This is a genomic window from Anaerotruncus rubiinfantis (assembly GCF_900078395.1).
Lineage (GTDB): Bacteria > Bacillota > Clostridia > Oscillospirales > Ruminococcaceae > Anaerotruncus > Anaerotruncus rubiinfantis.
Window position 1 is genome coordinate 1,278,994 of sequence record NZ_FKLA01000009.1, and the last position, 24,249, is coordinate 1,303,242.

Annotated in this window: 26 protein-coding genes; 23 read left to right on the top strand and 3 right to left on the bottom strand. The window is 54.9% G+C overall.

Annotation, left to right across the window (positions count from 1 at the left end):
* Window positions 1–52 precede the first annotated feature (52 nt).
* The 6 genes from BN4275_RS11615 (at window position 53) to BN4275_RS11640 (ending at window position 4,533) form a co-directional block, all read left to right on the top strand.
* The gene (locus BN4275_RS11615; RefSeq protein ID WP_066458386.1) at window positions 53–403 is read left to right on the top strand and encodes a hypothetical protein; all 351 of its coding nucleotides are present in this window, start codon (window positions 53–55) and stop codon (window positions 401–403) included.
* 21 nt (window positions 404–424) lie between these two features.
* Window positions 425–910, top strand: coding sequence for a DUF4860 domain-containing protein (locus tag BN4275_RS11620; RefSeq protein ID WP_066458390.1), 486 nt, complete (start codon window positions 425–427; stop codon window positions 908–910).
* 32 nt (window positions 911–942) lie between these two features.
* A complete protein-coding gene (locus BN4275_RS11625; protein WP_066458394.1) occupies window positions 943–1,398 on the top strand; it encodes a type IV pilus modification PilV family protein in 456 nt (151 codons plus the stop codon).
* Window positions 1,399–1,436: 38 nt separating this feature from the next.
* Window positions 1,437–1,940, top strand: a complete 504-nt coding sequence (locus BN4275_RS11630; protein WP_066458396.1) for a hypothetical protein — start codon at window positions 1,437–1,439, stop codon at window positions 1,938–1,940.
* Window positions 1,941–1,961: 21 nt separating this feature from the next.
* Window positions 1,962–3,023 carry a type IV pilus twitching motility protein PilT gene (locus BN4275_RS11635; protein WP_066458398.1) on the top strand — a complete coding sequence of 354 codons (1,062 nt, stop codon included), beginning with the start codon at window positions 1,962–1,964 and terminating at the stop codon, window positions 3,021–3,023.
* A 184-nt stretch (window positions 3,024–3,207) separates the two neighbouring features.
* Window positions 3,208–4,533: an MATE family efflux transporter gene (locus BN4275_RS11640; protein WP_066458400.1), complete on the top strand. Its 1,326-nt coding sequence runs from the start codon at window positions 3,208–3,210 to the stop codon at window positions 4,531–4,533.
* 229 nt (window positions 4,534–4,762) lie between these two features.
* On the opposite strand, the gene BN4275_RS11645 is transcribed toward BN4275_RS11640, so the two are convergent.
* Together BN4275_RS11645 and BN4275_RS11650 are read right to left on the bottom strand one after the other, a co-directional pair.
* The gene (locus BN4275_RS11645; RefSeq protein WP_066458403.1) at window positions 4,763–5,143 is read right to left on the bottom strand and encodes a hypothetical protein; all 381 of its coding nucleotides are present in this window, start codon (window positions 5,141–5,143) and stop codon (window positions 4,763–4,765) included.
* Between the two features lie 15 nt (window positions 5,144–5,158).
* Complete coding sequence (locus tag BN4275_RS11650) at window positions 5,159–5,599, bottom strand: cell wall hydrolase (protein ID WP_161940202.1); 441 nt, start codon at window positions 5,597–5,599, stop codon at window positions 5,159–5,161.
* A gap of 227 nt (window positions 5,600–5,826) precedes the next feature.
* On the opposite strand from BN4275_RS11650, the gene BN4275_RS11655 reads away from it, so the two are divergent.
* From BN4275_RS11655 to BN4275_RS11735, 17 genes are all read left to right on the top strand, one after another.
* Window positions 5,827–6,891 carry a LacI family DNA-binding transcriptional regulator gene (locus tag BN4275_RS11655; protein WP_066458408.1) on the top strand — a complete coding sequence of 355 codons (1,065 nt, stop codon included), beginning with the start codon at window positions 5,827–5,829 and terminating at the stop codon, window positions 6,889–6,891.
* A 145-nt stretch (window positions 6,892–7,036) separates the two neighbouring features.
* Window positions 7,037–8,236, top strand: a complete 1,200-nt coding sequence (locus tag BN4275_RS11660; protein ID WP_066458410.1) for a CaiB/BaiF CoA transferase family protein — start codon at window positions 7,037–7,039, stop codon at window positions 8,234–8,236.
* Window positions 8,237–8,254: 18 nt separating this feature from the next.
* A complete protein-coding gene (locus BN4275_RS11665) occupies window positions 8,255–9,433 on the top strand; it encodes a type 2 periplasmic-binding domain-containing protein (protein ID WP_066458412.1) in 1,179 nt (392 codons plus the stop codon).
* Window positions 9,434–9,495: 62 nt separating this feature from the next.
* Complete coding sequence (locus tag BN4275_RS11670) at window positions 9,496–10,179, top strand: enoyl-CoA hydratase/isomerase family protein (protein WP_242863650.1); 684 nt, start codon at window positions 9,496–9,498, stop codon at window positions 10,177–10,179.
* A gap of 11 nt (window positions 10,180–10,190) precedes the next feature.
* Window positions 10,191–11,231 carry a C4-dicarboxylate TRAP transporter substrate-binding protein gene (locus BN4275_RS11675; RefSeq protein ID WP_066458425.1) on the top strand — a complete coding sequence of 347 codons (1,041 nt, stop codon included), beginning with the start codon at window positions 10,191–10,193 and terminating at the stop codon, window positions 11,229–11,231.
* A 40-nt stretch (window positions 11,232–11,271) separates the two neighbouring features.
* Window positions 11,272–11,778, top strand: coding sequence for a TRAP transporter small permease (locus tag BN4275_RS11680; RefSeq protein ID WP_066458427.1), 507 nt, complete (start codon window positions 11,272–11,274; stop codon window positions 11,776–11,778).
* Entirely contained in the window at window positions 11,775–13,064 is a 1,290-nt protein-coding gene (locus BN4275_RS11685; protein WP_242863652.1) for a TRAP transporter large permease, read from the top strand. The genes BN4275_RS11680 and BN4275_RS11685 overlap by 4 nt, the downstream gene beginning before the upstream one ends.
* A 17-nt stretch (window positions 13,065–13,081) precedes the next feature.
* On the top strand, window positions 13,082–14,821 hold the full coding sequence (locus BN4275_RS11690; RefSeq protein ID WP_066458430.1) for a CoA-transferase: 1,740 nt from the start codon (window positions 13,082–13,084) through the stop codon (window positions 14,819–14,821).
* 38 nt (window positions 14,822–14,859) lie between these two features.
* Window positions 14,860–15,489: an RraA family protein gene (locus BN4275_RS11695; protein ID WP_341423441.1), complete on the top strand. Its 630-nt coding sequence runs from the start codon at window positions 14,860–14,862 to the stop codon at window positions 15,487–15,489.
* Between the two features lie 202 nt (window positions 15,490–15,691).
* On the top strand, window positions 15,692–16,636 hold the full coding sequence (locus BN4275_RS11700; protein WP_066458440.1) for an AEC family transporter: 945 nt from the start codon (window positions 15,692–15,694) through the stop codon (window positions 16,634–16,636).
* A gap of 309 nt (window positions 16,637–16,945) precedes the next feature.
* A complete protein-coding gene (locus BN4275_RS11705; protein WP_066458442.1) occupies window positions 16,946–17,317 on the top strand; it encodes a cupin domain-containing protein in 372 nt (123 codons plus the stop codon).
* Window positions 17,318–17,383: 66 nt separating this feature from the next.
* Window positions 17,384–18,451, top strand: coding sequence for a TRAP transporter substrate-binding protein (locus BN4275_RS11710; RefSeq protein WP_066458444.1), 1,068 nt, complete (start codon window positions 17,384–17,386; stop codon window positions 18,449–18,451).
* Between the two features lie 97 nt (window positions 18,452–18,548).
* Entirely contained in the window at window positions 18,549–19,121 is a 573-nt protein-coding gene (locus BN4275_RS11715; protein WP_066458447.1) for a TRAP transporter small permease, read from the top strand.
* Window positions 19,121–20,413, top strand: a complete 1,293-nt coding sequence (locus BN4275_RS11720) for a TRAP transporter large permease (protein WP_066458450.1) — start codon at window positions 19,121–19,123, stop codon at window positions 20,411–20,413. Before BN4275_RS11715 ends, BN4275_RS11720 begins: the two co-directional genes overlap by 1 nt.
* Before the next feature lie 96 nt (window positions 20,414–20,509).
* Complete coding sequence (locus BN4275_RS11725) at window positions 20,510–21,250, top strand: GntR family transcriptional regulator (protein WP_066458453.1); 741 nt, start codon at window positions 20,510–20,512, stop codon at window positions 21,248–21,250.
* Entirely contained in the window at window positions 21,247–21,573 is a 327-nt protein-coding gene (locus BN4275_RS11730; protein WP_066458456.1) for a cupin domain-containing protein, read from the top strand. Before BN4275_RS11725 ends, BN4275_RS11730 begins: the two co-directional genes overlap by 4 nt.
* A 42-nt stretch (window positions 21,574–21,615) precedes the next feature.
* The gene (locus BN4275_RS11735) at window positions 21,616–22,446 is read left to right on the top strand and encodes a sugar phosphate isomerase/epimerase family protein (RefSeq protein WP_066458459.1); all 831 of its coding nucleotides are present in this window, start codon (window positions 21,616–21,618) and stop codon (window positions 22,444–22,446) included.
* A gap of 47 nt (window positions 22,447–22,493) precedes the next feature.
* Here the strand turns inward: BN4275_RS11735 and BN4275_RS11740 are convergent, their stop codons facing one another.
* A complete protein-coding gene (locus BN4275_RS11740; RefSeq protein WP_066458463.1) occupies window positions 22,494–23,984 on the bottom strand; it encodes an oligosaccharide flippase family protein in 1,491 nt (496 codons plus the stop codon).
* Window positions 23,985–24,249: the final 265 nt, after the last annotated feature.

Sequence of the window (24,249 nt, forward strand, 5' to 3'; positions counted from 1 at the left end):
CGGCTGTGCGTGCCGCCTTTGCGGCGTGAAAACTTGAAAGGGAGGACGGCGGATGAAAAACCGCTTTGCGAAATCCAGACGCAGCCATATGCTGCTGCGCGGCCTGGTGCTGCCGGCCGTTTTATTCGCTGTGATCTCGGTTCTGTTCGTGCAGGGCATCCAATCCGTTTCGGCCGCAGCCAGCGCCGAGCAGCTCAAATCCACCCGGCAGGCGATCACCCGTGCGGCGGTGCACTGCTATGCGGTGGAGGGCGCCTATCCACCAAGTCTGGAGTACCTGGAAGAGAAGTACGGCCTGCGCATCGACCGGGAAAAGTATCTGGTGGATTACCAGTGTTTTGCTTCAAATATCATGCCGGACATCACGGTGCTCGGTTTGGAGCCTGCAAAAGATCCCAAATAATCCTGGAAAGGAGGCGGCGCGATGAGAACGCCCAGAAAAACCCACGCCCATATGGTGGACCTGCTTTTTACGCTGGCGCTGTTCTGCGTGTTCGCGGCCTCGTCGCTGATGGTGGTGATCATCGGCGCGAACGTTTATAAAGGTACCGTTTCCAGTATGAACGGAAACTTTAACCTGAGGACCTCCCTTTCGTATGTTGCGCAGAAAGTCCGGCAGAACGATCTTATGGGCGGCGTGCGGCTCGAACAATTTGGGGAAGGCAATGCCCTGGTGCTTGAACAGGAGCTTGAAGGAGAAACTTACCAGACCTGGATTTATTATGACAGCGGCGCGATCAGGGAACTTTTTGTCGCAGAGGGGGCGGATATGAGCCCTGCGGACGGCGAAGAGATCATGCGGGCCGGCGGTTTTACGGCTGAACAGGCAGGAGAAAGCCTTTACCGCTTCACGGTGACCGATGAAAGCGGCAAAAGCGCGCAGATTGCGGTGAGCCCGCGGTGCGGCTGATACGGGGACCATGGAAAGGCAGGTGACGCCCTGTGAAAATTGAATTGAAGCGGCGTTCTTCCAAGTCGGGGTTATTCCTGATGGAGCTGATGATCGCGATCCTGTTTTTTTCGCTTGCAAGCGCAATCTGCATCCGGCTGTTTGCCTGGGCGCATCTGACGAGCGTGTCGAGTAGCGAACTCAGCATGGCGACCGTTACAGCACAGACTGCGGCCGAATGCTTCAAAAGCGCGGACGGTTCGGCGGAAAAACTCACCCAGCTTCTGGACGGCGCACAGCCTGCGGGGAACGGCGTGGCGGTTTACTACGATCGGGACTGGGCTCCGGCAAGTGAATCCCTGGCCGCTTACCGGTTAAATGTGGTGCTTATCGAAGGAAACCCCGTAATTGCGCGGATCGATGTGGAAAAGATGGGCGGGGAGACAGTCTTTTCACTTGAAGTGGGCGAATATCTGGAAAATGAAGAATACCATCCGCTGGGCGCGTAAGCCCGCCGGAATACGATACGAAAGAGGAGGGATGCAGGATGAAGCGGAGCGCTGAAACCGGCGTGAATGTCGGCGGCGCATCGATCCTGGTGATCTTTGTGCTTTTGTGCCTGACAACCTTTGCAACCCTTTCGCTGGTGAGCGCGAACGCGGATCAGAAGCTTTCCCGGAAAACCGCTGAAGCGACGGCGGCATACTATCAGGCGGATGCTTCGGCACAGACGCTGCTTGCAGAGATTGACTACCAGTTGAAACAGATCCCACTGGACAGCCCGGAAAGTTATTTTTCAGCCGCGGAAACCCGAATGCCCGGCGGTGTAACGCTCGAACAGGACGCGGGATCGTTTTTTGCATCTTACGAGGTGCCGATTGACGAGAGCCACACACTGAAGGTGCGGCTGCTGCTCATTTATCCCGGCGGCGCCGGCCAGCCGCGTTACGAATTGGCCGCCTGGCAGTCCGTGTACACCGGAGAATGGGAAGCGGACGATACCCTCAATCTTTGGGATGGCGGGGAAGAAATGAACCTGATGGGCTCCTGAGCTTTTGGAAAGGGAATACGGATGGATATTGCTGCAATTTTAACCGAAGCGGTCCGGCAGAAAGCGTCGGACATCTATGTGGTGGCCGGCCTGCCAGTCTGTTACAAGGTGAACGGCCACATCGTGCGCACAAATGAGGAGAGCCTCATGCCCGCGCAGACGGAGGAATTTGTCCGAGGGGTCTATCAGCTTGCCGGGGGACGGGACGTGAACGATGTGCTGCTCGGCGGGGACGACGACTTCTCCTTTGCAATCAAAGGGGTTTCACGCTTTCGCGCGAACACTTATAAACAGCGTGGTTCGCTCGCGTCGGTGATCCGGGTGGTCACTTTCGACTTGCCGGATCCGAAGGACTTGGGCATCCCGGAGGTCATTCTGGAGCTCGGCAGCCGTTCCAAAGGGCTGGTGCTTGTCACGGGGCCCGCGGGCAGCGGAAAAACGACCACGCTCGCGTGTGTTATCGACCGGATTAACCAGACCCGCAGTTCGCATGTGATCACACTGGAGGACCCGCTCGAGTATCTGCACCGGCATAAGAAGAGCATTGTGAGCCAGCGCGAGATTACCACCGATACCGACAGCTATGTGAAGGCTTTGCGTGCGTCGCTGCGGCAGTCGCCGGATGTGATCCTGCTTGGGGAGATGCGTGACTATGAGACGATCAACGTGGCCATGACGGCGGCGGAAACAGGGCATCTGATCATTTCAACGCTGCACACGATCGGCGTGGCGAATACCATCGACCGCATCATCGACGCATTTCCGCCGAATCAGCAGCATCAGATCCGCATCCAGCTTGCCATGGTGCTGCAGGCGGTGGTTTCCCAGCAGCTGATCCCTACGACCGACGGCAAGGTGGTGCCCGCGTTCGAGATCATGCTTGTCAACGGCGCGATCCGCAATATGATCCGCGAATCGAAGGTGCATCAGATCGACACGGTGATCTATTCGTCGGCGGGCGAGGGGATGGTCACGATGGATGCGAGCCTGTTGGCCCTGTATAAACAGGGAAAGATTTCCGAAACGGATGCAATTGCATATTCCACCAATCCGGATACGATGGCCAAAAAGTTGAAACTTTAAGAGAAATCCCTAAAGAGGAACTGAATTCCATTCGGTTCTTCTTTTTATTTGTAATAATGCACTAGAAAATTTTGATAAATTTACCACATAGTGACCAAATCACGAAAATGTAAAAAAGACTTGATCTCTTGGTAAAAAAGGTGCAATATGGTAACAGAATGAAGGAAGGACGGATTGGAATTTCATGTTTACGCGCAGAGATCTCTTTAATCTGATCGTGCCGCTGGTGATCGAACAGATCCTAAACGCGACCATCGGCATCGCGGATACCGTCATGGTGGCTCAGGTTGGGCAGGTTGCGGTATCCGGCGTTTCACTTGTGGATTCGATCAATCTGCTGCTCAACAGCATTTTTGCAGCCCTCGCAACTGGCGGCGCCATCGTGGCGGCGCAGTACCTCGGACGAGAGGATCGCGAAAATGCCAATATCGCCGCCAAACAGCTCTTGATGGTGACAACCGGGGCTGGGCTTCTGGTGGGGGCTGTCTGCCTGATCGGGAAGGCTCCGATCCTTTACGCGCTGTTCGGTTCGGCGGAGTCCGCCGTCATGCAGAATGCGCAGACCTATTTCTGGATCTCGGCGCTGACCTATCCGCTGATCGCACTCTATAACGTGGGGGCGGCGCTGTTCCGCGTGCAGGGGAATTCCCGCGTTTCGATGCTGGCCGCGCTCATCATGAATATCATCAATATCTCACTGAACGCGCTGTTTATCTTTGGATTTCATATGGGCGTCGCGGGCGCGGCGCTCGGTTCCCTCGCGGCGCGTGCGTTTGCCGCGGTGTTCCTGATGTTCCTGCTGCATAAAGGCGAACACCGCATCCATTTGGAGTGGGAGCAGGGAATTCGGCTGGATGGGCGAATGGTGAAGAATATTCTTCGGCTCGGTATCCCAAACAGCCTCGAAAACAGCATGTTCCATATTGGCAAGATCCTCGTAGCGGGGCTCATCACCTCATTCGGGACGGTCGCGCTGGCCGCGAACGCTGTTTCCAACAGCATCCTTGCAATGGCGCAGATCCCGGGCGCGGCGGTCGGTCTGGCGATGATCACCGTTGTGGGGCAGTGTGTCGGCGCGCGGGATTTTTTGGCTGCGAAGAGCTACACCATCAAGCTTATGGGGGTATCCTATGGGCTGATGATCGGCTGCAACCTGTTGGTCTTTTTCTTATTAAACCCAATCATCGCCTGTTTTGCGCTTCCAGCGGAGACTGCTGAAATCGCTTGGGAAATCTCCGCGCTGGCCTGTGTCATGGACTGTATCGCGTGGCCGCTCTCATTCACGCTGCCGAATGGCCTGCGGGCCGCGAACGACGTCCGGTTTACCATGACCACTTCGATCTTGTCAATGTGGATCTTCCGGGTTGGATTCAGCTATTTTTTGGGGCAATACCTTGGCTGGGGCGTGTTTGGCGTTTGGGCCGCGATGTGCATCGATTGGATCTTCCGGTCGGCCGTATTCACAGTCCGATTTGTACGAGGCAGATGGATGAACAAAAACTTTATCTGAGATTGGATGGCTCGGGTCAATGGTGAAGCATGGATTTTTATGGTTCGCAATTGGGGCTGTGACAGCATGTTTAGCCTGGACAGGGAAAATAGTTTAAGATGTGAGGCATCAGTAGTTGTTTGAAAGGGCTGAAAGACGCGGCAACACCCCCGGATGCGGTTTGATTTTCGCATCTGGGGGTGTTGTAATGTGCCATGAAACTGCTTTTGCAAATATCGGGAAGATCTGTTTATCCGCGTCCCATCGGGCGGTTGGGATTTTGCGGATAGGACATATTGTTCTGCATGGTGCGGCTGGCCGGGTTTGGATTGCGCGGAGTGGGCCGGGAACCGTAGAAGGTCACAAATTTAAGCGAATAGAGGTCGCAGGTGATATAGCGGTCCTGTTCATCGTCATACAAGGTGACAAAATTGACGCCAGCGGCATAAAGGATGCCGGATTTGTCGACCAGACCACCCGTGCCGATGAGAAATTCACATGTGACATAGATGCCGATGTTGTCGACCAGGACTTCGGCGAAGGATTCCCGGTAAAATTCACTGGTGCTGTCCGGCTGCGTCACCGGTTTTTGCGTCTGCTGCATATTGCTGGAGAGCTGTTCATTTGGCAAAACAAATCATTCCTTTCAGGTTTCAAAATAAGAGGAAGATGGATTATAAAAACAATGGTCACCGATGCGCGTCACCCAATAGCCAATTTTGCTAGGGAAATTCTGGCGGCAGTTCGGGGAGAATGGGTTATAAAACCACAGGGCCAGCTCCAGGTTGAGCAGCCGGTTGCCTGCGATCGCCCAGTCCGCAATCTCAAAATGGATCGGTTCCGGGCTCATGTTGTAAATATTCTGGGGATTGTATTTGCCGCGTTCGGTTTCGGACATGCAGACGAATTGGCCGGTCATATAGAGGATTTTCCGGATGCTGCCCTGTCCGACGCGCTTATATTCACCGCCGGTGGCGTTCACACGGTTCATGACGACGCTGGCAACCGCCTTCATGCCGTTGTCACCTTCCCCTCCAGCTTCGCATTGGATCAGCCGCGCAAACAATTCCCTGTCGGTCATGCACACACCACTCCTTTTTCTTGTTAATGAATATGTATGGCTCCCAAGTTTTATGATCCCGGAAAGAGGTGGTTAAAAATAGAACTTGAATTTTGTGAAATTTGAATTAGAAATCAGCAACAATGATAAAAATGAGTTAAAAAAATTGGAATAAATGATAGGGAGTTTTTGTTGACAAGCAGATACAATATGTTACAATAAAATCATAAACACGTGTTCATGAGGTAGGCGCAATGAAATCGACAGAAATTGCAAAACTCGCAGGCGTTTCCAGGAGCACCGTGTCGCGGGTCATCAACGGATACAGCAATGTGCCGCCCGAAACCCGCAGACGGGTGATGGACGTTGTTGAAAAATATGGATATTCCCCCAACAATGCGGCTCGCAACCTTGCGGGGAAGCCGAGCCGGATCGTCGGCTTGTTCATTGTCGACTTGGACGAAACGAGCGAGAATATCATCCACGCATCCCCGTTCTATTCGGCTTTTCTGACCTATGCGGCCGACCGCCTTCAGCAAAAAGGTTACCAGTTGCTGGTTTCGGTGATCAAAAACCGGATGCAGATGAAAAACATCCTGAATATGTTCCAGGAGAATATGGTCTCTGGCGGTATTTTCATGGGCGACCTGGTGCCTTCTTCGATTTTGAAGGCTCTGTCCGACGCGCATTGTACATCGATTTTAATCAACCAACGTGAATCGGTCAATTATCCCGGGATACTGACAGCGAATACGGAGAACTATTGGGGCGCCTACGAGGCGGTCAATACCCTGATCGAAAACGGGCACAAACGGATTGCGCACATTGCGGGTTCGATCGATAAGAGCTCGACACGCGAACGGTTTGAAGGTTATCGGGACTGCCTGCTTAAAAACGGAATTCCGTTTGAAGAAAACCTGGTGGTTAAAATGAACATCCACCGGGAGGAAAACGGATACTGGGCTGCCAAGCAGATTTTTGCAAACAACCAGGGCCGGCTGCCCACCGCGATTTTTTCCAGTAATGACCTGCTTGCCTTGGGTGCGATGCGTGCTCTGGGCGATATGGGTTTCCGGATTCCGCAGGACGTATCCATCATCGGGTTTGACAATACCGAGATCAGCCGGTTCACAACTCCACCTCTTTCCACGGTGGCGGCCAGCGTGGAAAAGCTTTCCAACCTGGCGATTGACAATCTTGTTGCGCTGGTGGAGGGGAAGGAATGTCTCAGGCAAAATCTAAAGTTGGAAGAATTTGAAGTGATTGTGCGGGAAAGTATCCTGAACATCAATGCCCCGGAGACGCCGACCGATATATAGGCGGTCGTTCTCCGGTTGCTTTTGGAGATTCATAAACGCGCTTTCACAAAAATGAGGCTATAAACCGCTGTTCTTTAAAAATATAGTGCATTATTTATAATTATTTATAAACGCGCGTTCATAAAAATTGAGAGAGGAAGAGATTATGAAAAAAGCATTGGAAGGCATCACCATCCTTGATTTCAGCCAGTTTCTGGCCGGACCGTTTGCCACGATGATGCTCGCGGATATGGGCGCTTCAGTCATCAAGGTGGAACGCCTGGACGTCGGAGACAACTTTCGGACCCACACCTTCTGCAATGAGTTCCTGAAAGGCCACAGCTCCCCAAATTACATGGCGTGGAACCGCAACAAGCGTTCAATCGCCATGGATTTGAAAAATCCAAAGGCAAAGGAGATCCTTTATAAACTGGTTGAAAAGGCCGACGTTGTTGTCGAAAACTTTCGTCCCGGCGTCATGGATAAGCTTGGCTTCGGCTACGAGGATCTCAAAAAGATCAATCCCCGCCTGATTTACGCCAGCAATTCCGGGTTTGGCTCTTCCGGCCCGTATGTGAAACGGCCTGGACAGGACCTGCTGCTGCAAAGTTTTGTGGGCCTCGCCGGCCTGACCGGCCGTAAAAACGACCCGCCCACGCCGCTTGGGACCGGTCTGCCGGATCAGCTTTCCTCCTTCCATCTGGTCTATGGGATCCTTTCCGCGCTGATCTACTGCCAGCGCACCGGTGAGGGACAGCGTATCGAGGTCGATCTGATGCGTTCGTCGATGGCGCTGGAAAGCCAGGAATTTATGATGCTTCTCAATTCTGATGTGAAATATGAGCGTCCGGATTCCGGTATCGCACATCCGTTCCAGATGGCCCCCTTTGGAATTTACCGCTGTTCGGACGGGTATCTTGCCATTGCGATGGGACCGTTTGAGGTCCTGGTGGACGCATTGGGCGATCCGGATCTCCTTTGCTATGCCGATCCAACTGTACGCTATGAGCGGCGGGACGAAGTCTTTGCCGCGATCGAAGCAGTCACATCCACCAAGACGGTTGACCACTGGCTGGAAACGATGCTTTCACGCGATTTGTGGGTTGCCCCTGTCAAAGACATCACCGAAGTGGAATTCGATCCGCAGGTGCAGCATATGCACGCAATCGGCAGTTTTGAACATAGAAAAGCCGGGACCTTCCGGTGTGTCGCCCCGGCCATCACGATGAGTGAAACACAGCCCACCATCGATCTGGCGCCGCCGATGGTAGGTGAACACAGCCGTGAAATCCTGCGCGAGCTTTCCATGAGCGAGGCGCAGATCGAAGAACTTCTGAACGAGCATATCATCAGCGAGGAAATTTGAACCTGAGGAGTAACGAGTTTGATAGAGTTAAATGGGATCACCTGGGATCATAAACGCGGTTTCGATCCGCTGATTCATGTTACAAAGGAGTTTGAAAGCCTTCATCCCGATATAAAAATCACCTGGAAGAAACGTTCCCTGCGTGATTTTGGAGATTATCCGGTGGAAAAGCTTGCGGCGGATTATGATCTGCTGCTGATCGATCATCCCTTCACCGGGGAAGCCTGCCGCAAGCAGCTTTATGTGGATCTGGAAACCTGCATATCCCCGGAACATTTCGAACTGGTGCGAAAGCAGGAGATTGGCAGGTCGTTTTCCAGCTATTGCTACGATGGAAAACAGCTGGCCTTTCCGGTGGACGTTGCGGCGCTGGTCAGCGCCTCCCGGGACGATCTGTTAGAAAAGCTGGGGATCGAGCGTCCCCAAAATCTTTCGGAGGTTTTCCGTCTGCGAGAACGCCTTCCGTCTGGAATGGAAATCCTGGCGCCGCTTTGCCCCACCGATATCTGGTGCCTTTTCCTGAGCCTGTGCGCGGCGGACGCGGGGGACGCGTTTCTGCGGGAACAGGATGGGATTGACCCTGCTGTCGGTGGGCGGCAGATTGAGAATATCCGGGCACTTGCAAAAATATGCGGCGGAAACCCCTTCGCAATGAACCCGGTGCATGTACTCGATGAGATGTCCTGCCGGGAGGATGCGGTCTACTGCCCGTTCCTGTTTGGGTATGTCAACTATTCCATCCCGGGGAATTATCCGAATATCGTGCGTTTTTACAATTCCCCGCTCTGGGAATCTGCACGGTATGCGCCGATTCTGGGCGGCGTGGGTATTGCGATCTCTAGCCAGTGCACGCATACCGGCAGCGCCGCGCGGTTTGTGGAATATGTCACGCTGCCCGAGGTGCAAAAGGGAATTTATTTTTCCGGCGGCGGTCAGCCCGGACAGCGGGACGCATGGCTTTCCAGTGAAATCAACCAGGCAAGCAACGGCTTTTTCCAAAATACCATCGAAACGATCGAACACGCCTATCTGCGCCCGCGTGTACCCAATTGGAACAGGTTCCAGGAAACCGGATCGGTGGCGCTGTGTGACGGGATTTCCAAGAATATGAAAACCGATACAATTTTGCAGAAACTCAATGAGCTGTATCATGAATATCTGAAAACCGGGGAGAGATTGTTATCTGCCAGTATCTGATTAAGGAAAAACAGGGCCCGGTTGGGTTTGTACGGTTCAACCGGCCGGACCAGCTCAATGCCATGAACCGTGCGTTCATGGATGAGATCGTGGAGGCATTCACCGAGATGAACGCGGACGACGAGGTGCGCGCTGTAATCGTAACCGGGAACGGCCGGGCTTTTATGGCGGGCGCCGACATCAAGGAATACGCTGTGCAGACCGATGCGCAGTTCCTCGCGTTCCAGGAACGCGGGACCGCGCTTTACCGCCAGGCGGAACGCGGCAAAAAGCCGTTTATCGCAATGGTGAACGGCTTCGCGCTGGGGGGCGGGTTTGAAATCGCCTGCGCCTGCGATCTGATTATCGCGTCCAAGGAGGCGAAGTTCGGCCTGCCGGAGGTACATCTCGGGCTGGTTCCGGGCGGCGGCGGAACCCAGCGCCTGATCCAGAAGCTCAGCATCAACCGCATCAAGCAGATGCTTTTCCTGGGAGACCAATACACTGCCGAACAGATGCAGGAATGGGGTGTGGTCAACTATGTGACCGAACCGGAGGAGCTGGAAGCGTTCACTGTTTCAATCGCGCAGAAGCTTGCCCGGCGCAGTCCGGCCGCGCTTGCGGAACTCAAGCGGCTGGTTTACCTGAGCACCTGCCCCAAGGACCTCGACGAGCGGATGACCGAAGAAGGCAATACGGTCCTGCGGCTGTTTAAAACGCCGGAGGCCAGGCAGAAGATAGAAGACTTTATGAACAAAAACAGATGAGGAGAATGAAAATGAAAAAGATTGCTTTGCTACTCGCCCTTATGATGATGTTCTCGGCCTGCGGGTCGAAGGCTCCGGCAGCTTCGTCCGGCGCGGGCGCTTCTCAGCCGGCCGCGTCCGCATCCCAGCCGGCGCAATCCGAACAGGAGCACGTGCTCCTGAAGCTCAATCACGTCCAGAGCAACACCGACCCCGCGCACGCGGCGTTTGAAGAACTGGCGAAGAATGTGATGGAGCGCTCGAACGGCACGCTGGAAATCCAGGTCTATGCGAATTCTGAGCTGGGCAGCAACAAGGACAACCTGGAGCAGATCAAAAATGGCGCGAATATCATTGCCAATGCCGACCCGGCGCTGATGGCTGACTATGTTCCCGACTACAGTGTCATGAACGGACCGTTCCTCTTCAAATCGAACGACGACCTGCAGAAGCTCTATAATTCCGCGTGGCATGACGGCATCGAGGAGAAATGCAGCGAACAGGGAATCAAAGTGCTGGCGATGAACTGGTATTTCGGCGAGCGGCATATCATCTCGAAAAAGCCGGTCCAGACGCCCGCCGACCTCAAAGGCATGAAAGTGCGCGTCCCGTCTGCAACCATGTGGGCTGAAACGATGAAAGCCATGGGCGCTGTTCCGACCACTCTGCAGTGGAGCGAAGTTTACAGCGGCCTGGAACAGGGCGTTGTGGAAGCCGCGGAAGCGCCGCTCTCAACCATCTACACTTCGAAACTGCAGGAAGCGGCCAAAAACGTTTCGCTGACCGGTCACTTCACCGGCATCATCGGCCTGGAGATGTCCCAGCAGATTTGGGATTCGCTGTCCGACGAGCATAAAACCATCCTCACTGAAGAGGTAGCCAAGCAGGGGGAAAAATACAGCGCGGGAGTTATCGCGGATGAGGAATCCTGGAAACAGAAATTGATCGACGAAGGCGTGACCGTCCACGAGGTCGACCGCGCGCCGTTTGCCGAGGCTGCGAAGGCTGCGTACGACAAATTCCCCGAGTGGACCCCTGGACTTTATGAAACCGTTCAGGAAGCGCTGAAATAAGTCGGTAAGGATACCGGCTTTCTGAAAGGAAGATGTGAAGATGAAAAAAGGCGCCAAGCCGCCTGTGCAGGAACTCGGCCTGTATGCTGCGGGAGCTGCGATCTCGATCATGACGCTGATCGTTGCGGTAAACGCTATTTCGCGTTATTTTTTCAATTCCCCGCTGATGCAGGCGGAGGAGATCGCAACCTCCATGTTTGTATGGCTTATCTTCGTGGGGGCAAGCGTCTGCTACAAGGAAAGGAGCCACATTGGGATTGACTGCTTTGTCAATTTTCTGCCGCTGAAAGCGCGCCGGGCAGTTGAAATTGCGGTGGATGTCCTGCTGCTGGCGGTCAATTTCTACATGACCTATCTGAGCTGGAAGCTCACATTGTCGGCTGGCAGCAAGCTGACTCCGTCGCTGCGCATGCCCTACAGCGTCATTGACGCTGCGGCTCTGGTCGGGTTCGGCTTGATGTCGATCTATTCCGTTAAGTTTCTCATCGGTGATATCCGAAATTTCAACGCGCCGGAAAAAATCGAAGGACAGGAGGAGCCGATATGAATATGGGAATGCTGCCGCTGCTCCTTTTGTTCCTGCTCTTTTTGATCAAGGTTCCGGTGGCCTACTGCCTGATCGCTTCGACCCTTTCGTATTTCCTGTTTTTTGATACAGGCATGCCGATCGAAATGGTGGTGCAGCGGATGGTCTCCGGAGCGGAGTCCTTCCCGCTGATGGCGGTTCCGTTTTTCATTCTGGCCGGTACGATCATGACCTATTCGGGCATCTCGGCGCACCTGCTCAATTTTGCGGATGTGCTCACCGGGCACATGCGAGGCGGGCTCGGTCAGGTCAATGTTCTCCTGAGCGCCCTGATGGGCGGCGTGTCCGGATCGGGCAATGCCGACGCCGCGATGCAGAGCAAGATGCTCGTCCCGGAAATGGTCCGCCGCGGCTATGACATGGGCTTTTCCGCCGCGATCACCGCAACCTCGGCAGTCATCACGCCGATCATCCCACCGGGCATCAGCCTGATTCTGTTTGCTTTCATGGCGGACGTGTCGGTGGGCAAGATGTTCCTAGCGGGCTATGTGCCGGGTATCCTGATCACCATTGCTCTGATGATTGTGGTATCGATTATCTCTAAAAAGCGCGGCTATAAACCCTCTCGTGAGAAACGCGCGACCGGACGGGAGATCTGGGAAGAATTTAAAAAATCCATCTGGGCGCTGTTTTTGCCGTTCGGGCTCATCATGGGAATGCGGCTGGGAATGTTCACCGCGAGCGAGGCGGGCGCAATGACGGTGGTCTACACCGTCCTGGTCGGGCTTTTCATCTACAAAGAGCTCCGGTTTGAGCATATTCCCGCCATTATCAAGGAATCGGTCCTCTCGACTTGTACAGTTATGCTGATCATCGTGGCGGCGTCGGCTTTCGGCTATTATATGAGCTGGGAACGGATCCCGCAGATGATTTCCGAGATGCTTGTCGGCCTCACGGACAACAAATACCTGATGCTGATGATTATCAACGTGTTCCTGCTCTTCCTGGGGATGTTCCTGGAAGGTACGCCTACGCTGATCATCCTGACGCCGCTTTTGGTTCCAGTGATCACCGCGCTGGGGATCGATCCGATTCATTTTGGAATCGTCATGGTGGTCAACATCACCATCGGGGGCGTGACGCCGCCGTTTGGAACCATTATGTTCACCGTCTGTTCGGTGCTGAAACTGCGGATTGCCGATTTTATCAAGGATGTTTGGCCGTTTTTGGCAGCACTGCTGGTGGTGTTGGTGATGATCACCTTCATCCCGCCGCTTGCGACTTTCCTGCCGAATCTTTTGATGTGATCTGACGGAGGGGTGGAATGGATTACCGCAATTTAGGCGCGGCCGCGTTTTATGACGCGGATGGGATTGCCGCGCAGATTCACAACGGAGATACGGTGGCGCTTGGGGGGCTGTGGTTCATCCGCCTTCCTCTGGCGCTCATCGGGGCGCTGGTCAGAAGGGGTGTAAAAGACCTTACCATCATAACGCAGGCGAGCGGTTACGCGCTGGAACAGCTGATCTGTGCGGGGCTTGTGAAAAAGGTGATCTACAGTTTTATCAGCCTTGATCTGCTCGGGCTTGCACCGGCTTTTCGGTCGGCCTGCCAGAACGGGAAGATCGAATACGAGGAGTGGACCGCCTTACAGATGAACACCGCGCTGGAAGCCGCGCGGCTGGGACTTCCCTATGGGGTGCTCCAGCCGCCGGAAGGTTCCTCGTTCGACCGGGAAACCAGTTCCTACCGGCATGCGGATTGTCCGTTTACTGGCAGGAAAATAGGGCTTGTACGGGCACTTTGCCCGGATGTTGCGCTCATCCACGCGCAGCAGGCCGACCGGGAAGGAAATGTGGCGGTATTCGGGACGATGGGGCTGGACAAACTCTATATCGGAGCGTCCAAAAAAGCCTTTGTCAGCGTGGAGGAATTGGTGGAGCCGCATAATTTTTTACAGGACAGCCGTGCGCATATCTTTCCGCATTTTTTGATCAGCGGCTTATGCGTGCACAGTGGCGGGGCTTATCCAGCCTCCTGTCTGCCGTATTATGCCACCGATTATGAACGGCTGCTCGAAGCGCTGCCCGGGGAGCCTTTCCAGAACCCTTTAAAAGTGCGCCTTGCGAGGCTCCGCGAATATGCGGGGATGACCAATAACCGGCTGAGAAAGGCGATTGCGCCGTGCGCGCGGACCCCGGATCCGGAGGGTTATACGCCGGATGAACTGATGGCCTGCCTGATGTCCCGGCAGATCCAGGATCACATGGTGACGACAGTAGGTTCGAACACCCCGCTTGCGATGGTCGCCTATCTGCTGGCCAAGGGGACCCGCGCGCCGCACTGTACGCTGATCCCGTTCTGTGGGCTGGTCGATCTGCCGTATGGCCCGGCGTCCCTTTCCTTTGCGGAACCGGTGGCCTATCATGCGGCTGCTGCGCACTGGGCGATTGAAGATTTATGGCAATGGATTTACCAGAAGAGTCTCACCGCGGTGGAATTTGGCGGATGCGCCCAACTGGATGCAAACGGGAATATCAACAATTCTCAAATCCGTGATACACAGGGTGCGCTCAAGGTGCTGCTGCCGGGACAGGCTGGACTGGCAGATATCCTGAACCTGCATCACAATGCCTATTACTACATTACAAAACATGAGCCGCGCCGGATTGGTGAAGCGGTCTCCTATCCCGGAGGCAGGTTCTGTTATGTCACCGCCGAAGAACGGGAGAAGCAGGGGCTGCCGGATGGCTGCATGCGGGTTATTACCGATCTCTGCGTTCTGGAGCTAGAACAGCAAAGCCGCAGGCTTTGGGTCACGCAGATTCATCCCGGCGTCACACGGGAGCAGATCCGGCGGAATACGGGGTTCGACGTGATGTTCAGCCCGGACGTACAGGAAACACAGCCGCCCACGGCAGACGAGCTTTACAAAATCCGCCATGAGATCGACCCGTTCGGTTATCGCCGATTGGAGTTCACGGGCGGGGAAGAACGGATGAACCTAATCCGCGAAATCTTAGAAAAGGAAGCGGAACTAATAGAGGTAAAGGACAAAGGTTGAATCAAAATATGTGGAATTCGGACAAAGAGCTATTTGAAATGATCAGGACGGAACTGTATACCCCTGTGGTGGGGGACATCCTGGATGGATTGGGTTATTATCACCAGTTCCTGCCGGCGGGGCTGTCCCCAATCCGGGAGGAGGACAAGCTTGTAGGCCGTGCAATGCCGGTTTTGATGACCGACGTCTACGGCCCGCAGAAGAAACCGTTCGGCTATTTGACCGAGGCGCTCGACCAGCTGAGGGAAGGAGAGGTCTATCTTGCCAGCGGAGGAGAGATGCGCTGCGCCTATTGGGGAGAGCTGCTGACCGCTGCGGCGCGTGTGCGCGGCTGTGTGGGCGCTGTGATCAACGGTTACTACCGTGACAGCCCGCAGGTGAAAGCGCAGGGCTTTCCGGTTTTCAGCCGGGGAAGGTTTGCGCAGGACTCCTCCGTGCGCACGCAGGTCATCGATTATCGCTGCCGGATTGAAGTTGGAGCAGTCACGGTCAAACCTGGAGATTTGGTCTTTGGCGACGTGGACGGTGTGCTCATTATCCCGCGCGCGGTAGAACATGAGGTGATTGAACAGGCGCTTGAAAAAGCGCGCGGGGAAAAGGTGGTGCGCCAGGCAATTGAAGGCGGGATGACCGCTACGGCCGCATTTGCCAAATTTGGCATTCTTTGAGAAGGCCGCGCCAGCTCCTATCCTGAATAAAACGGGCTCCGGGCATCGGCCTGGAGCCCGTTTGCTGTAAAGAAGCTTGCGAAAACAGCGGACAGAGAAGGGTGCCGCGGAACTTTCTATTGACTTTGCCGGATGGTTTGGCTATGATTAAAACCGTATTTTTATCCGGTTTTGGGGCGGATGAGACGAAAGGAATGGTTTCATGCAGATCGATATGCAGATTTTAACCGCGCGCCTCTATGGATTTCTCATCCTGATCGCATTCGGCTTTTTTGCCAAGAAGTGCGGGCTGCTGACCGATGAACTGCACGACCGGCTCAATACCATTATTATGCGGCTCATTCTGCCGGCGCTGCTGATCGATACGATGACCAGAAGCGCCGGCCCGGAAAATATACGGCTGTTTCTCCCAATGACAGCCGGTGGATTCTGCACCTTTTTGCTGCTGCTGGGGGCTGGATGGATCAGTGCGGTTCTGATGCGCTTTAAAGGGGATCTGCGTAAGGCGCAGATGGCGCTCATGAGTTTCGGCAGCCTCGGATTCTTTGGAATCCCGCTGGTGAAGGCCGTTTGGGGGCCCGCGGGGGCGGCTGCTTTCGGGATCTATTCGATTGTCGACAATATCGCCTGCTGGACAATTGGACTGGCGCTTTCGCGCGGGCAGACGGATGACAACGGGCCGCTTACCATGCGGGACCGGTTGGGAAAAATCCTCCAGCCCGCGTCGGTGGGCGTATTTATCGGACTTTTATTTATGCTGCTGCGGGTTCCAACCGATAATTTGGTAATGGAGGCGCTGGGACAGATCGGAAGCTGTTCCTCGCCGCTGGCGATGATCTGCATCGGCGCGAGTATCGCCCGGATCGATCTGCGTAAGCTTTACCGGGGATGGCCGTCTGTTGCGGTTGTGGTGATCAAGATGATCCTGGCTCCGCTGTTGGTCCACCATGTGGCTGGCTGGTTGGGAATCTATGAACCGGCTCGGATTTTTCTGACGCTCATTACGGCGCTGCCCTCCAGCAGCATGTTTGCGCTGATGTGCCGGGATTACGGGAATACCCAGGTGGACTACGCTTCGCAGGCGGCGATCATCACGGTGTTTTGCAGCGCGTTCACCCTGCCGCTGGTGGCGGGGCTGCTGCAATAACTGTATACATTTTTCAGCAAAGAAGCCCATCTTCCCTCGTTTGGGGAAGATGGGCTTCTTTGTCTTACATTTCTGTAGATTTTTGCACGAATTCCGGAAGAAACGGATGTGTATACATTTATCAGATTCAAAATCAAATTGAAATAATGGATTATTGACAATAAAAGCATATATTATCCTAACAATATAAACAAATATGGTAAAATAAGCTTGACATTGGGATGTTGTAGGGCTATTATGTATACATAATATTTCAAATATATTTTGAAATATAAGAAAAATATGTATACACTTTGGAGGTAATTTTACATGGAACACAAGGTAAATCATTTCAAAGATGCCGCCGCAGTCGTATTTGACGAGCCGAAACGCACTTCGTTTGTGCAGCTCTCAACTGCGGACGGTGTGCGGCTTGGCTGCGGCGGCTGCGAAGTCCCGCCGCACAGCAGCAATCAAAACCATGTGCATGATGCGGACGAGGTGATGCATGTGGTCGAAGGCGAGCTCGAGTTCGTTTTTGCAGACAGGACCGAAGTGCTTGGCCCGCGCGACGTGATTTATGTGCCGGCCGGCGAGTGGCATCAGATCTTCAACCGTACCGAAAAGCCCGCCTACCATACCTATGTGTTCTCGGACCCCGCCTGTACCGACCTGATCCTTGCGCGCTACAATCAAAAATAATGGCCCGCATCTTTGTTTCCGTCAGGAGGCAAAGTTTATCCCGAGAAAAAGATAAGGAGAATGGATATGAAGAGAATTTTTGGTGTCCTGTTAAGCGCCCTGATGTTTGTAAACCTGGTTGGCTGCGGCGGTTCTGCCGCTCCGGCATCTTCCGCAGCCCCGGCGGGTTCCACGGCGGCTCCTGCTTCCTCCGCGGCCGGGTCCGCGGAAGTCACCCCCGAAGTTACCTTGATCGGCGCCCATGTTAACTCGGATGACAGCTCCTTCAATGTCGGCATGGTGGCCTTTGCCGACGCGCTGAAAGAAGTTTCCGGCGGCAAAATGGCGCTGGAAGTCCACGGTAACGGCGAACTTGGCGGCGATGAAACCGAGCTGGTTCAGAAGATGGCCACCGGCACGGTCGACGTGATTGCAACTTCCCCGAGTTTCCTGGCTTCCTCGGTCGCGGAAATGGACCTGTTCTCGATGCCGTTCCTCTACACCAGCGTTGACCACTGGAAAGAGGTCACGTCCGGCGAGGTCGGCCAGACGATGGCGCAGCTGCTCGAAGAAAAATCCGATTTCCGCATCACCGCTTATTGGATGTGCGGCATCCGCAGCATCTTCAGCACCAAGGAAATTCACAATATGTCCGATCTCAAGGGCGTGAAGATTCGTGTCCACAGCAGTGAAAATGTCCAGGCGATCTGGGCGGCGCTCGGCGCGCAGCCGACCTCCCTCGCGTATAACGAGCTTTATTCCGGCCTGCAGAACAAGGTCATCGACGCCGCGGAAAACGACCTCGGCAATATCCTGCTCCAGAAATTCTATGAGGCCGGCCCGTATATCGCGCTCAGCCAGCATGACTACGCGACCCGCATGTGCGTTATCAGCAAAGCCAAATATGACAGCCTGACCGACGAACAGAAAGCCTGGGTCGACCAAGCGGCGGAGATCTCCCGTGAGAAACAGTGGGAATATGACCTTTCGCTGACCGAAAAGGCCCAGAAGGATATCGAAGCCGCAGGCGGCACCTTCATCGAAGTTGAGGACATCGACCAGTGGATCGCCACCGCGACCCCGGTCATCGAATCGGTCGCGGAGAAGCTCGGCGTTTCCGAGCAGTATGCAAAGATTGTGGAACTGAGCAAATAAGGCGGAAAATTCCCGCGATGGGAAGGGGGCCAGGTCAGACGATGGCCTCCTTCCCTTATATGGAACTTCACACAGTATCTCCGAAAGGTAGATTTCTATGATTTTAACCAAGTTAAACAATATCCTGTTTAAAATACAGACCTGGTTTGCGGTTGCGTGTCTGACGGTCTTTTTCTGCGGGGTTGCCTTTCAGGTATTCTCCCGGATTCTCGGCATTCCGGCGAACTTCACCGAAGAGGTCTCCAACTATGCGTTTATCTGGGTGACCTTTATGGGAACGGCGCTGATGCTCCGGGAGAACCGCCATTTCCGTTTCACCGCGATCGCGGCAAAATTCAAGGGCAAGCTCTTTTGGGCCAACGAGATGATCTGCATGCTGATCCTGCTGGGCATCAGTCTTTTGATGCTGGTGCACGGCGCGCAGCTTACCCAAAAGTTCTGGACCTGGCATTTCACCTCGCTTTCTTCCGTCAGCCTCGGCTGGGCATGGCTCTGCCTGCCGCTTTGCGGATTCACCTCGACCATGTACTGTATCGAGGCGATCTACAAATTCATCCGTGATCCCTCCTCCCGCGAAATCGTGGATGAGGCGACCGCGGCAATCCGCGAGGCGGAGCTTGCGGAACAACAGGCCGGGCAGACACAGAACCAGAAAGGAGGCCAGCGCTGATGGGCGTTTCACTGGTCGGTTTGTTTATCCTTCTGCTCATCATGGGTCTTCCCATTGCGTATGTGCTGGTGGCGGTTGCCGTCGCGGGCATTATGGCGATGGGGACGGTCCCGCTTATCACGGTCGTACAGCGGATGTTCAGCGGGCTCAATTCTTTTACGCTTCTGGCAGTCCCGCTGTTTATCATGGCGGCAAACCTGATGAACCGCGGCCAGATTTCCAACAAGCTGATTGATTTCTGCTGTGCGCTGGTCGGGCACATCAAAGGCGGGCTCGGCTATGCGAACGTCCTGGTGTCGATGCTGTTCGCCGGTATTTCCGGCTCGTCGCAGGCGGACACCGCCGGTATCGGAAAGATCCTGATCCCCGGCATGATCGAGGAGGGTTTTTCGGAGGAAACCTCGGTCGGCGTGACCGCGGCTTCGAGCACCATCGGCATCATCATCCCGCCCTCCATCCCAATGGTCGTCTACAGCAGCGTGGCCAACGCTTCAATCGGTGCGCTGTTCCTGGGCGGCGTCATCCCGGGTATTCTGATCGGCCTGGGACAGATGGCGGTTGTATTTATTGCGTCGAAAATTCATAATTACCCCTGCCGCCCGCGCGTACCGCTCAAAGAGATCGCCCGGCAGGCGTTTATCAACCTGCCTTCGCTGGTGGCTCCGGTCATCATTGTGGGCGGCGTGCTCGCCGGGGTATGCACCGCGACTGAAGCGGCGTGTATTGCCTGCCTGTATGCGGGAATCCTGGGTATTTTCGTATTCCGTACCATCCATCCGCGTGATATTGCGGAGATCTTTATGGAATCCGCAAAGACGAGTGCGATTTCGTTGTTTGCGCTGGCTTCGGCCAATGCGCTCGGCCAGCTGCTGGGCTACTATAAGGTGTCCACGATCATCGCCGCGTTCTTTGAAAACGGTATCGTCAATAACCGCTTTATGTTTATGTTCATGGTGTTCCTGTTCTTCCTGTTCCTGGGTACCTTCATGGACGCCAACCCGGCTATGATCCTGTTTGTCCCAATGCTTCTGCCGATTGGGGAAACCTTCGGCGTCACACCGGTACAGATGGGGATCGTCATTGTCATCACGCTCGCCGTGGGCCAGGTCACGCCGCCTTATGGGCTCTGCCTGCTGATTGCAAGCGATATCGCGCACATGCCGATCCACCGGGCGTTCAAAGCGGTGCTGCCCTACATAGCGGTCACGGCTTCGGTTGCGGTGCTGCTTGCGTTTTTCCCGGACATTGCCTTTGCGGTCCCACGACTGATTAAACCGGATTGGTCGTTCTAAAACAAATCCACCGCTTGATTAATAGGGTTGGTTCATGTAAAATAATAGGATAAGAATTCTGATGATTTTACAATGAAACATCAATCGAGGGAGACCATGAAAAAGACGAACGATTCAATCAACTACCAGGCCTATACCATGATCCGGGATATGATCCTCTGCTTCGACCTGGAACCAGGGCAGCGCGTTTCGGATTTCACCCTTTCCAAGCAGCTCGGGATCAGCCGGACACCGGTACGGGAAGCATTGGCCTCCCTTGTGAAGGACGGCCTTGTCACAATGAGTGAAAAAGGGCAGATTGTCCGGAAAATTGACGCCGGCGACCTAACCGACCTTTGCCATATGCGCGAAGCGTTGGAAACAATGATGCTGCGCCTGACCATCCAGAATGGGGAGCTCACCGCGCAGGATATCGCGCAGATGCGCGCGTTCAACGACGAGATGATAAAGATGAACCAGGCCAACCAGATCCATCTAACCTTCGAAATCGATGAACGGCTCCATGATTATATCGCGGTAAAATCGAAGAGCAGCCGTATGCTTGAACAGTTCCGGGTGTCCCAGCTGCAGATGCGGCGCTACCGGTTCCTGACCCTGATCGATGACCAGCGCAGCGCGCTTACGGTTCGGGAGCATGCTGACATTATCGACGCGCTGGAAGCGCGTGATATCCATGCCGCGGAGGAAGCGATGCGCGCGCACCTGCACATCACTGTCGAACGGTATAAAAACGCGCTGCAGCGGATGTCCGCGAAGGAGTGGATTCGGCTGATCCGCAACCTGACTTCACCCCAGGCGCTGAAAACCCTCTATCCCGGAAGGAGCGATATTGCATGAGTTATTTTGCCAGGATGAATCCTGCTGTCTATACCGAGCCGCACGGTTCGGTCAATTACCCCATTTTTACGGCTGAAAACGCACCGGTATCCGGCGTTTCGGCATCCGCCGCCGTCTATCTCAATGACGAATACCCCGTGCCCGGCGTCCATGAGGACAATGAAGGCTTTTATGTCTACGCTGGAAAAGGGATGGCGAAGGTCGGAGACGAGGAGACCGCGATTTCGGAGGGCTGCTGCTTTTATGCGCCCGCCGGGGTCAAGCATCAAATCAAAAAAGACAAAGATTGCGGGGAATTGAAGATATTCCTCTTCCATTTTTAAAAAGGAGTTCTCAGTTTCCCGGTCTTTCGAGGAGACTGACCGATGAAACATCCATATCTATATCCGCTTTGCATCCAATTGCCGGCGGCACCGGATCCGGACAACCCGGAATTCCTGCGCATATTGGGGCAGCTTCAGGCGCGTGGATTTTACGGCGTGGAGCTGAACTTGCTGGATTTTTCCGAAAAGGGGCGGCAAAGGCTCCAGACGGTTCTGGATGCGCATGGGCTGAAGCTCACGATGATCGCGTCCGGAGCATATGCCAAACAAAACGGACTTTCCCTGAGCAGCACGGATGAAACCGCGCGCGCCGCCACGGTGGATGCGCTGGAAAAAATCCTGAAATATGCCGGGAAATGCGGCGCGGGCGTGATCTGCGGCTTTCTCAAAGGCGGCCCGGACGGCAATCACGCCGTCTGCGCCGCGCAGATGCGGCGTTCACTCGGTGAGCTTGCCGGACGCGGGGCGCTTGAATGCGCGCCGCTTTACTTGGAGGCGACCAATCACTATGAGGCGCTCCTGGTGAACACGGTGGCCGAAGGCGCGGCTTTCGCGCGGGAGGCTGGAGGCCCGGTGCAGGTTCTGCCAGACACCTACCACATGAACATCGAGGAATGCAGCCCGGTGGCAGCGCTGAGCGCGTACGGGGAGCTCTTCCGGAATCTGCACATCTCCGACAACAACCGGTATTATCCCGGTTTCGGCGCGATCGATTTCCATGCGGTCCTGCGCGCGCTGCGCGGCTTAAATTACAACGGGACGATCACGATCGAAGGCCGCAATTTCGGATCGCTCGCGGAGGATATCGACCAGACCTGCGCATACCTCTCCGGCGCGGCACAGCGCGCGGCAAGGGAAATCGCGGTAGCCTGAAAAGAATAAAAAGAAGGGATTGGCCCCGGCCAATCCCTTCTTTTTATTTAACCGCGTTTAAAATAACCGCAGAGGAACAGCAGCCCGGTGTAGATGCTCCCCGCGAAGCCGCAAAGCAGCACCGAACGCATAAGCGGGAGGAAGGCGGCCGGGACGCCGCGCATCAGTATGCGGCTCACAAGCACCGCGATGGCGATGCAGAGGACCGGCTTGACGACCCGCTCGGTGAGATCAAATCGGAACTGAGTGACTTTGATGAGCCGGCCGACGCTTAACGAAAAGTTGAATACCTCGCTTAAACAGATGACGATGATATACCCCTTGATCCCCCAAAACGGCAGCAGGGCGTAGACCATCAGCATGCTGAGAAAGGCGTCGATCACGTTGTAGCGCATGACGCTGAGCTGTTCGTTGAGGCCCTTGAGCATGTTGTCCACGGCTGTATCGAGGTACATCACCGGAATGACAGGGGCGAGCAGCCGGATGTAGACGGCGGTATCCGGGTTTTGGGAAACCATCGCGCCGATCTCATGCGGAAAGGCGAAGAGCACCCCGCAGACCCCAAACGCGCAGAAAAGCGTGAGCTGGAACATCCGCTCAATCATCCGGCTGACATTCTGGTGCTGGCTGTGCGACTGGGCAAGCTCCGGGACAATGAGCGCGTTGAAGGCGTTCAAAAAAGCGTATGGGAAAGTGATGACCGGCAGCGCTACGCCATGCACCAGGCCGAACATGGCAAAGGAATCCCCGGCGGCCACGCCGCCCGCTTGAAGCCGTACCGGGACGAGCAGGTTTTTGACGGTGGCGAGCCCGGAACGCAGATAGCTGCTCAGTGCGACCGGCAGTGCGATGCCCAGCAACCGGACAGTGAGCCCTCTGGATGGCGCGCCGGGCGTTTGATGGCGGCGGCTGTCCACACGGTAGAGCGCATAGGCGAAGAGGAAGGAGGCCCCCTCCGCGATCACGCCGGAGAGGGTGATTGCAAGGCAGGCATGCTCTAGCCCTTCAGGCATCAGGAAGGTGAGGGCAAAGATGGTGAGGGTGATCTTGAGGAAGGACTCGAGAATCTGCGAAGCGGCGGATTTGGCTACCCGGCGCACGGCGGTGAAATATCCGGTGAGCGCACAGGACATGCCAATGAGCGGCATCGAAAGCGCCATGACCATGAGCGGCCGGATGGTATCCTCATTGTGCAGCCAGTTTGTACCGACCCAGTTTGCGCCGAAAAAGAGCGCGCAGCCCGCAAGACTCCCGAAGAAAAGGCTGTAGGCAAGGCAGCGGCGCATCGCGGCTCTGCCGCCCGCGCCGCCGCGGATCGTTTCCTCGGCAACCAGACGGGTCGCGGCGAGGTTGATGCCGGAGGAAGCCAGCGTTACAGTCAGCGAATAGACCGACATCATCAGCTGGAACACGCCCATGCCGACCGCGCCGAGCTTTTCGGAAATATAAAGGTTGAACCAGACCCCGGCGCTGCTGATGAGCAGGGAGGTCGCGGTGAGGATGCCGGCGTTGACCAAAAAGATCTGGATACGTTTCATAGTTTCACCACAATATTTGTTGATTACAAATAACTATATGAAACGCGAGCCGAAAAAAGCCCGTTTTCCAAAGGAAAGCGGGTGGATTTTGTCCAGCATTTATTCTTTAACAGTGAAAAGCGCTGGCGCGGCGATTTCATTTTTCGTGCCCAGCGCGGCGTCGATGATGCTGTTTTATTCCTTTATGGCGTTATCCTCCAGATGTGGATTTTTGTGTGCCGTGTAATATCCAGAGATCCTTTGCACACAATAGATCGGGAAAAGC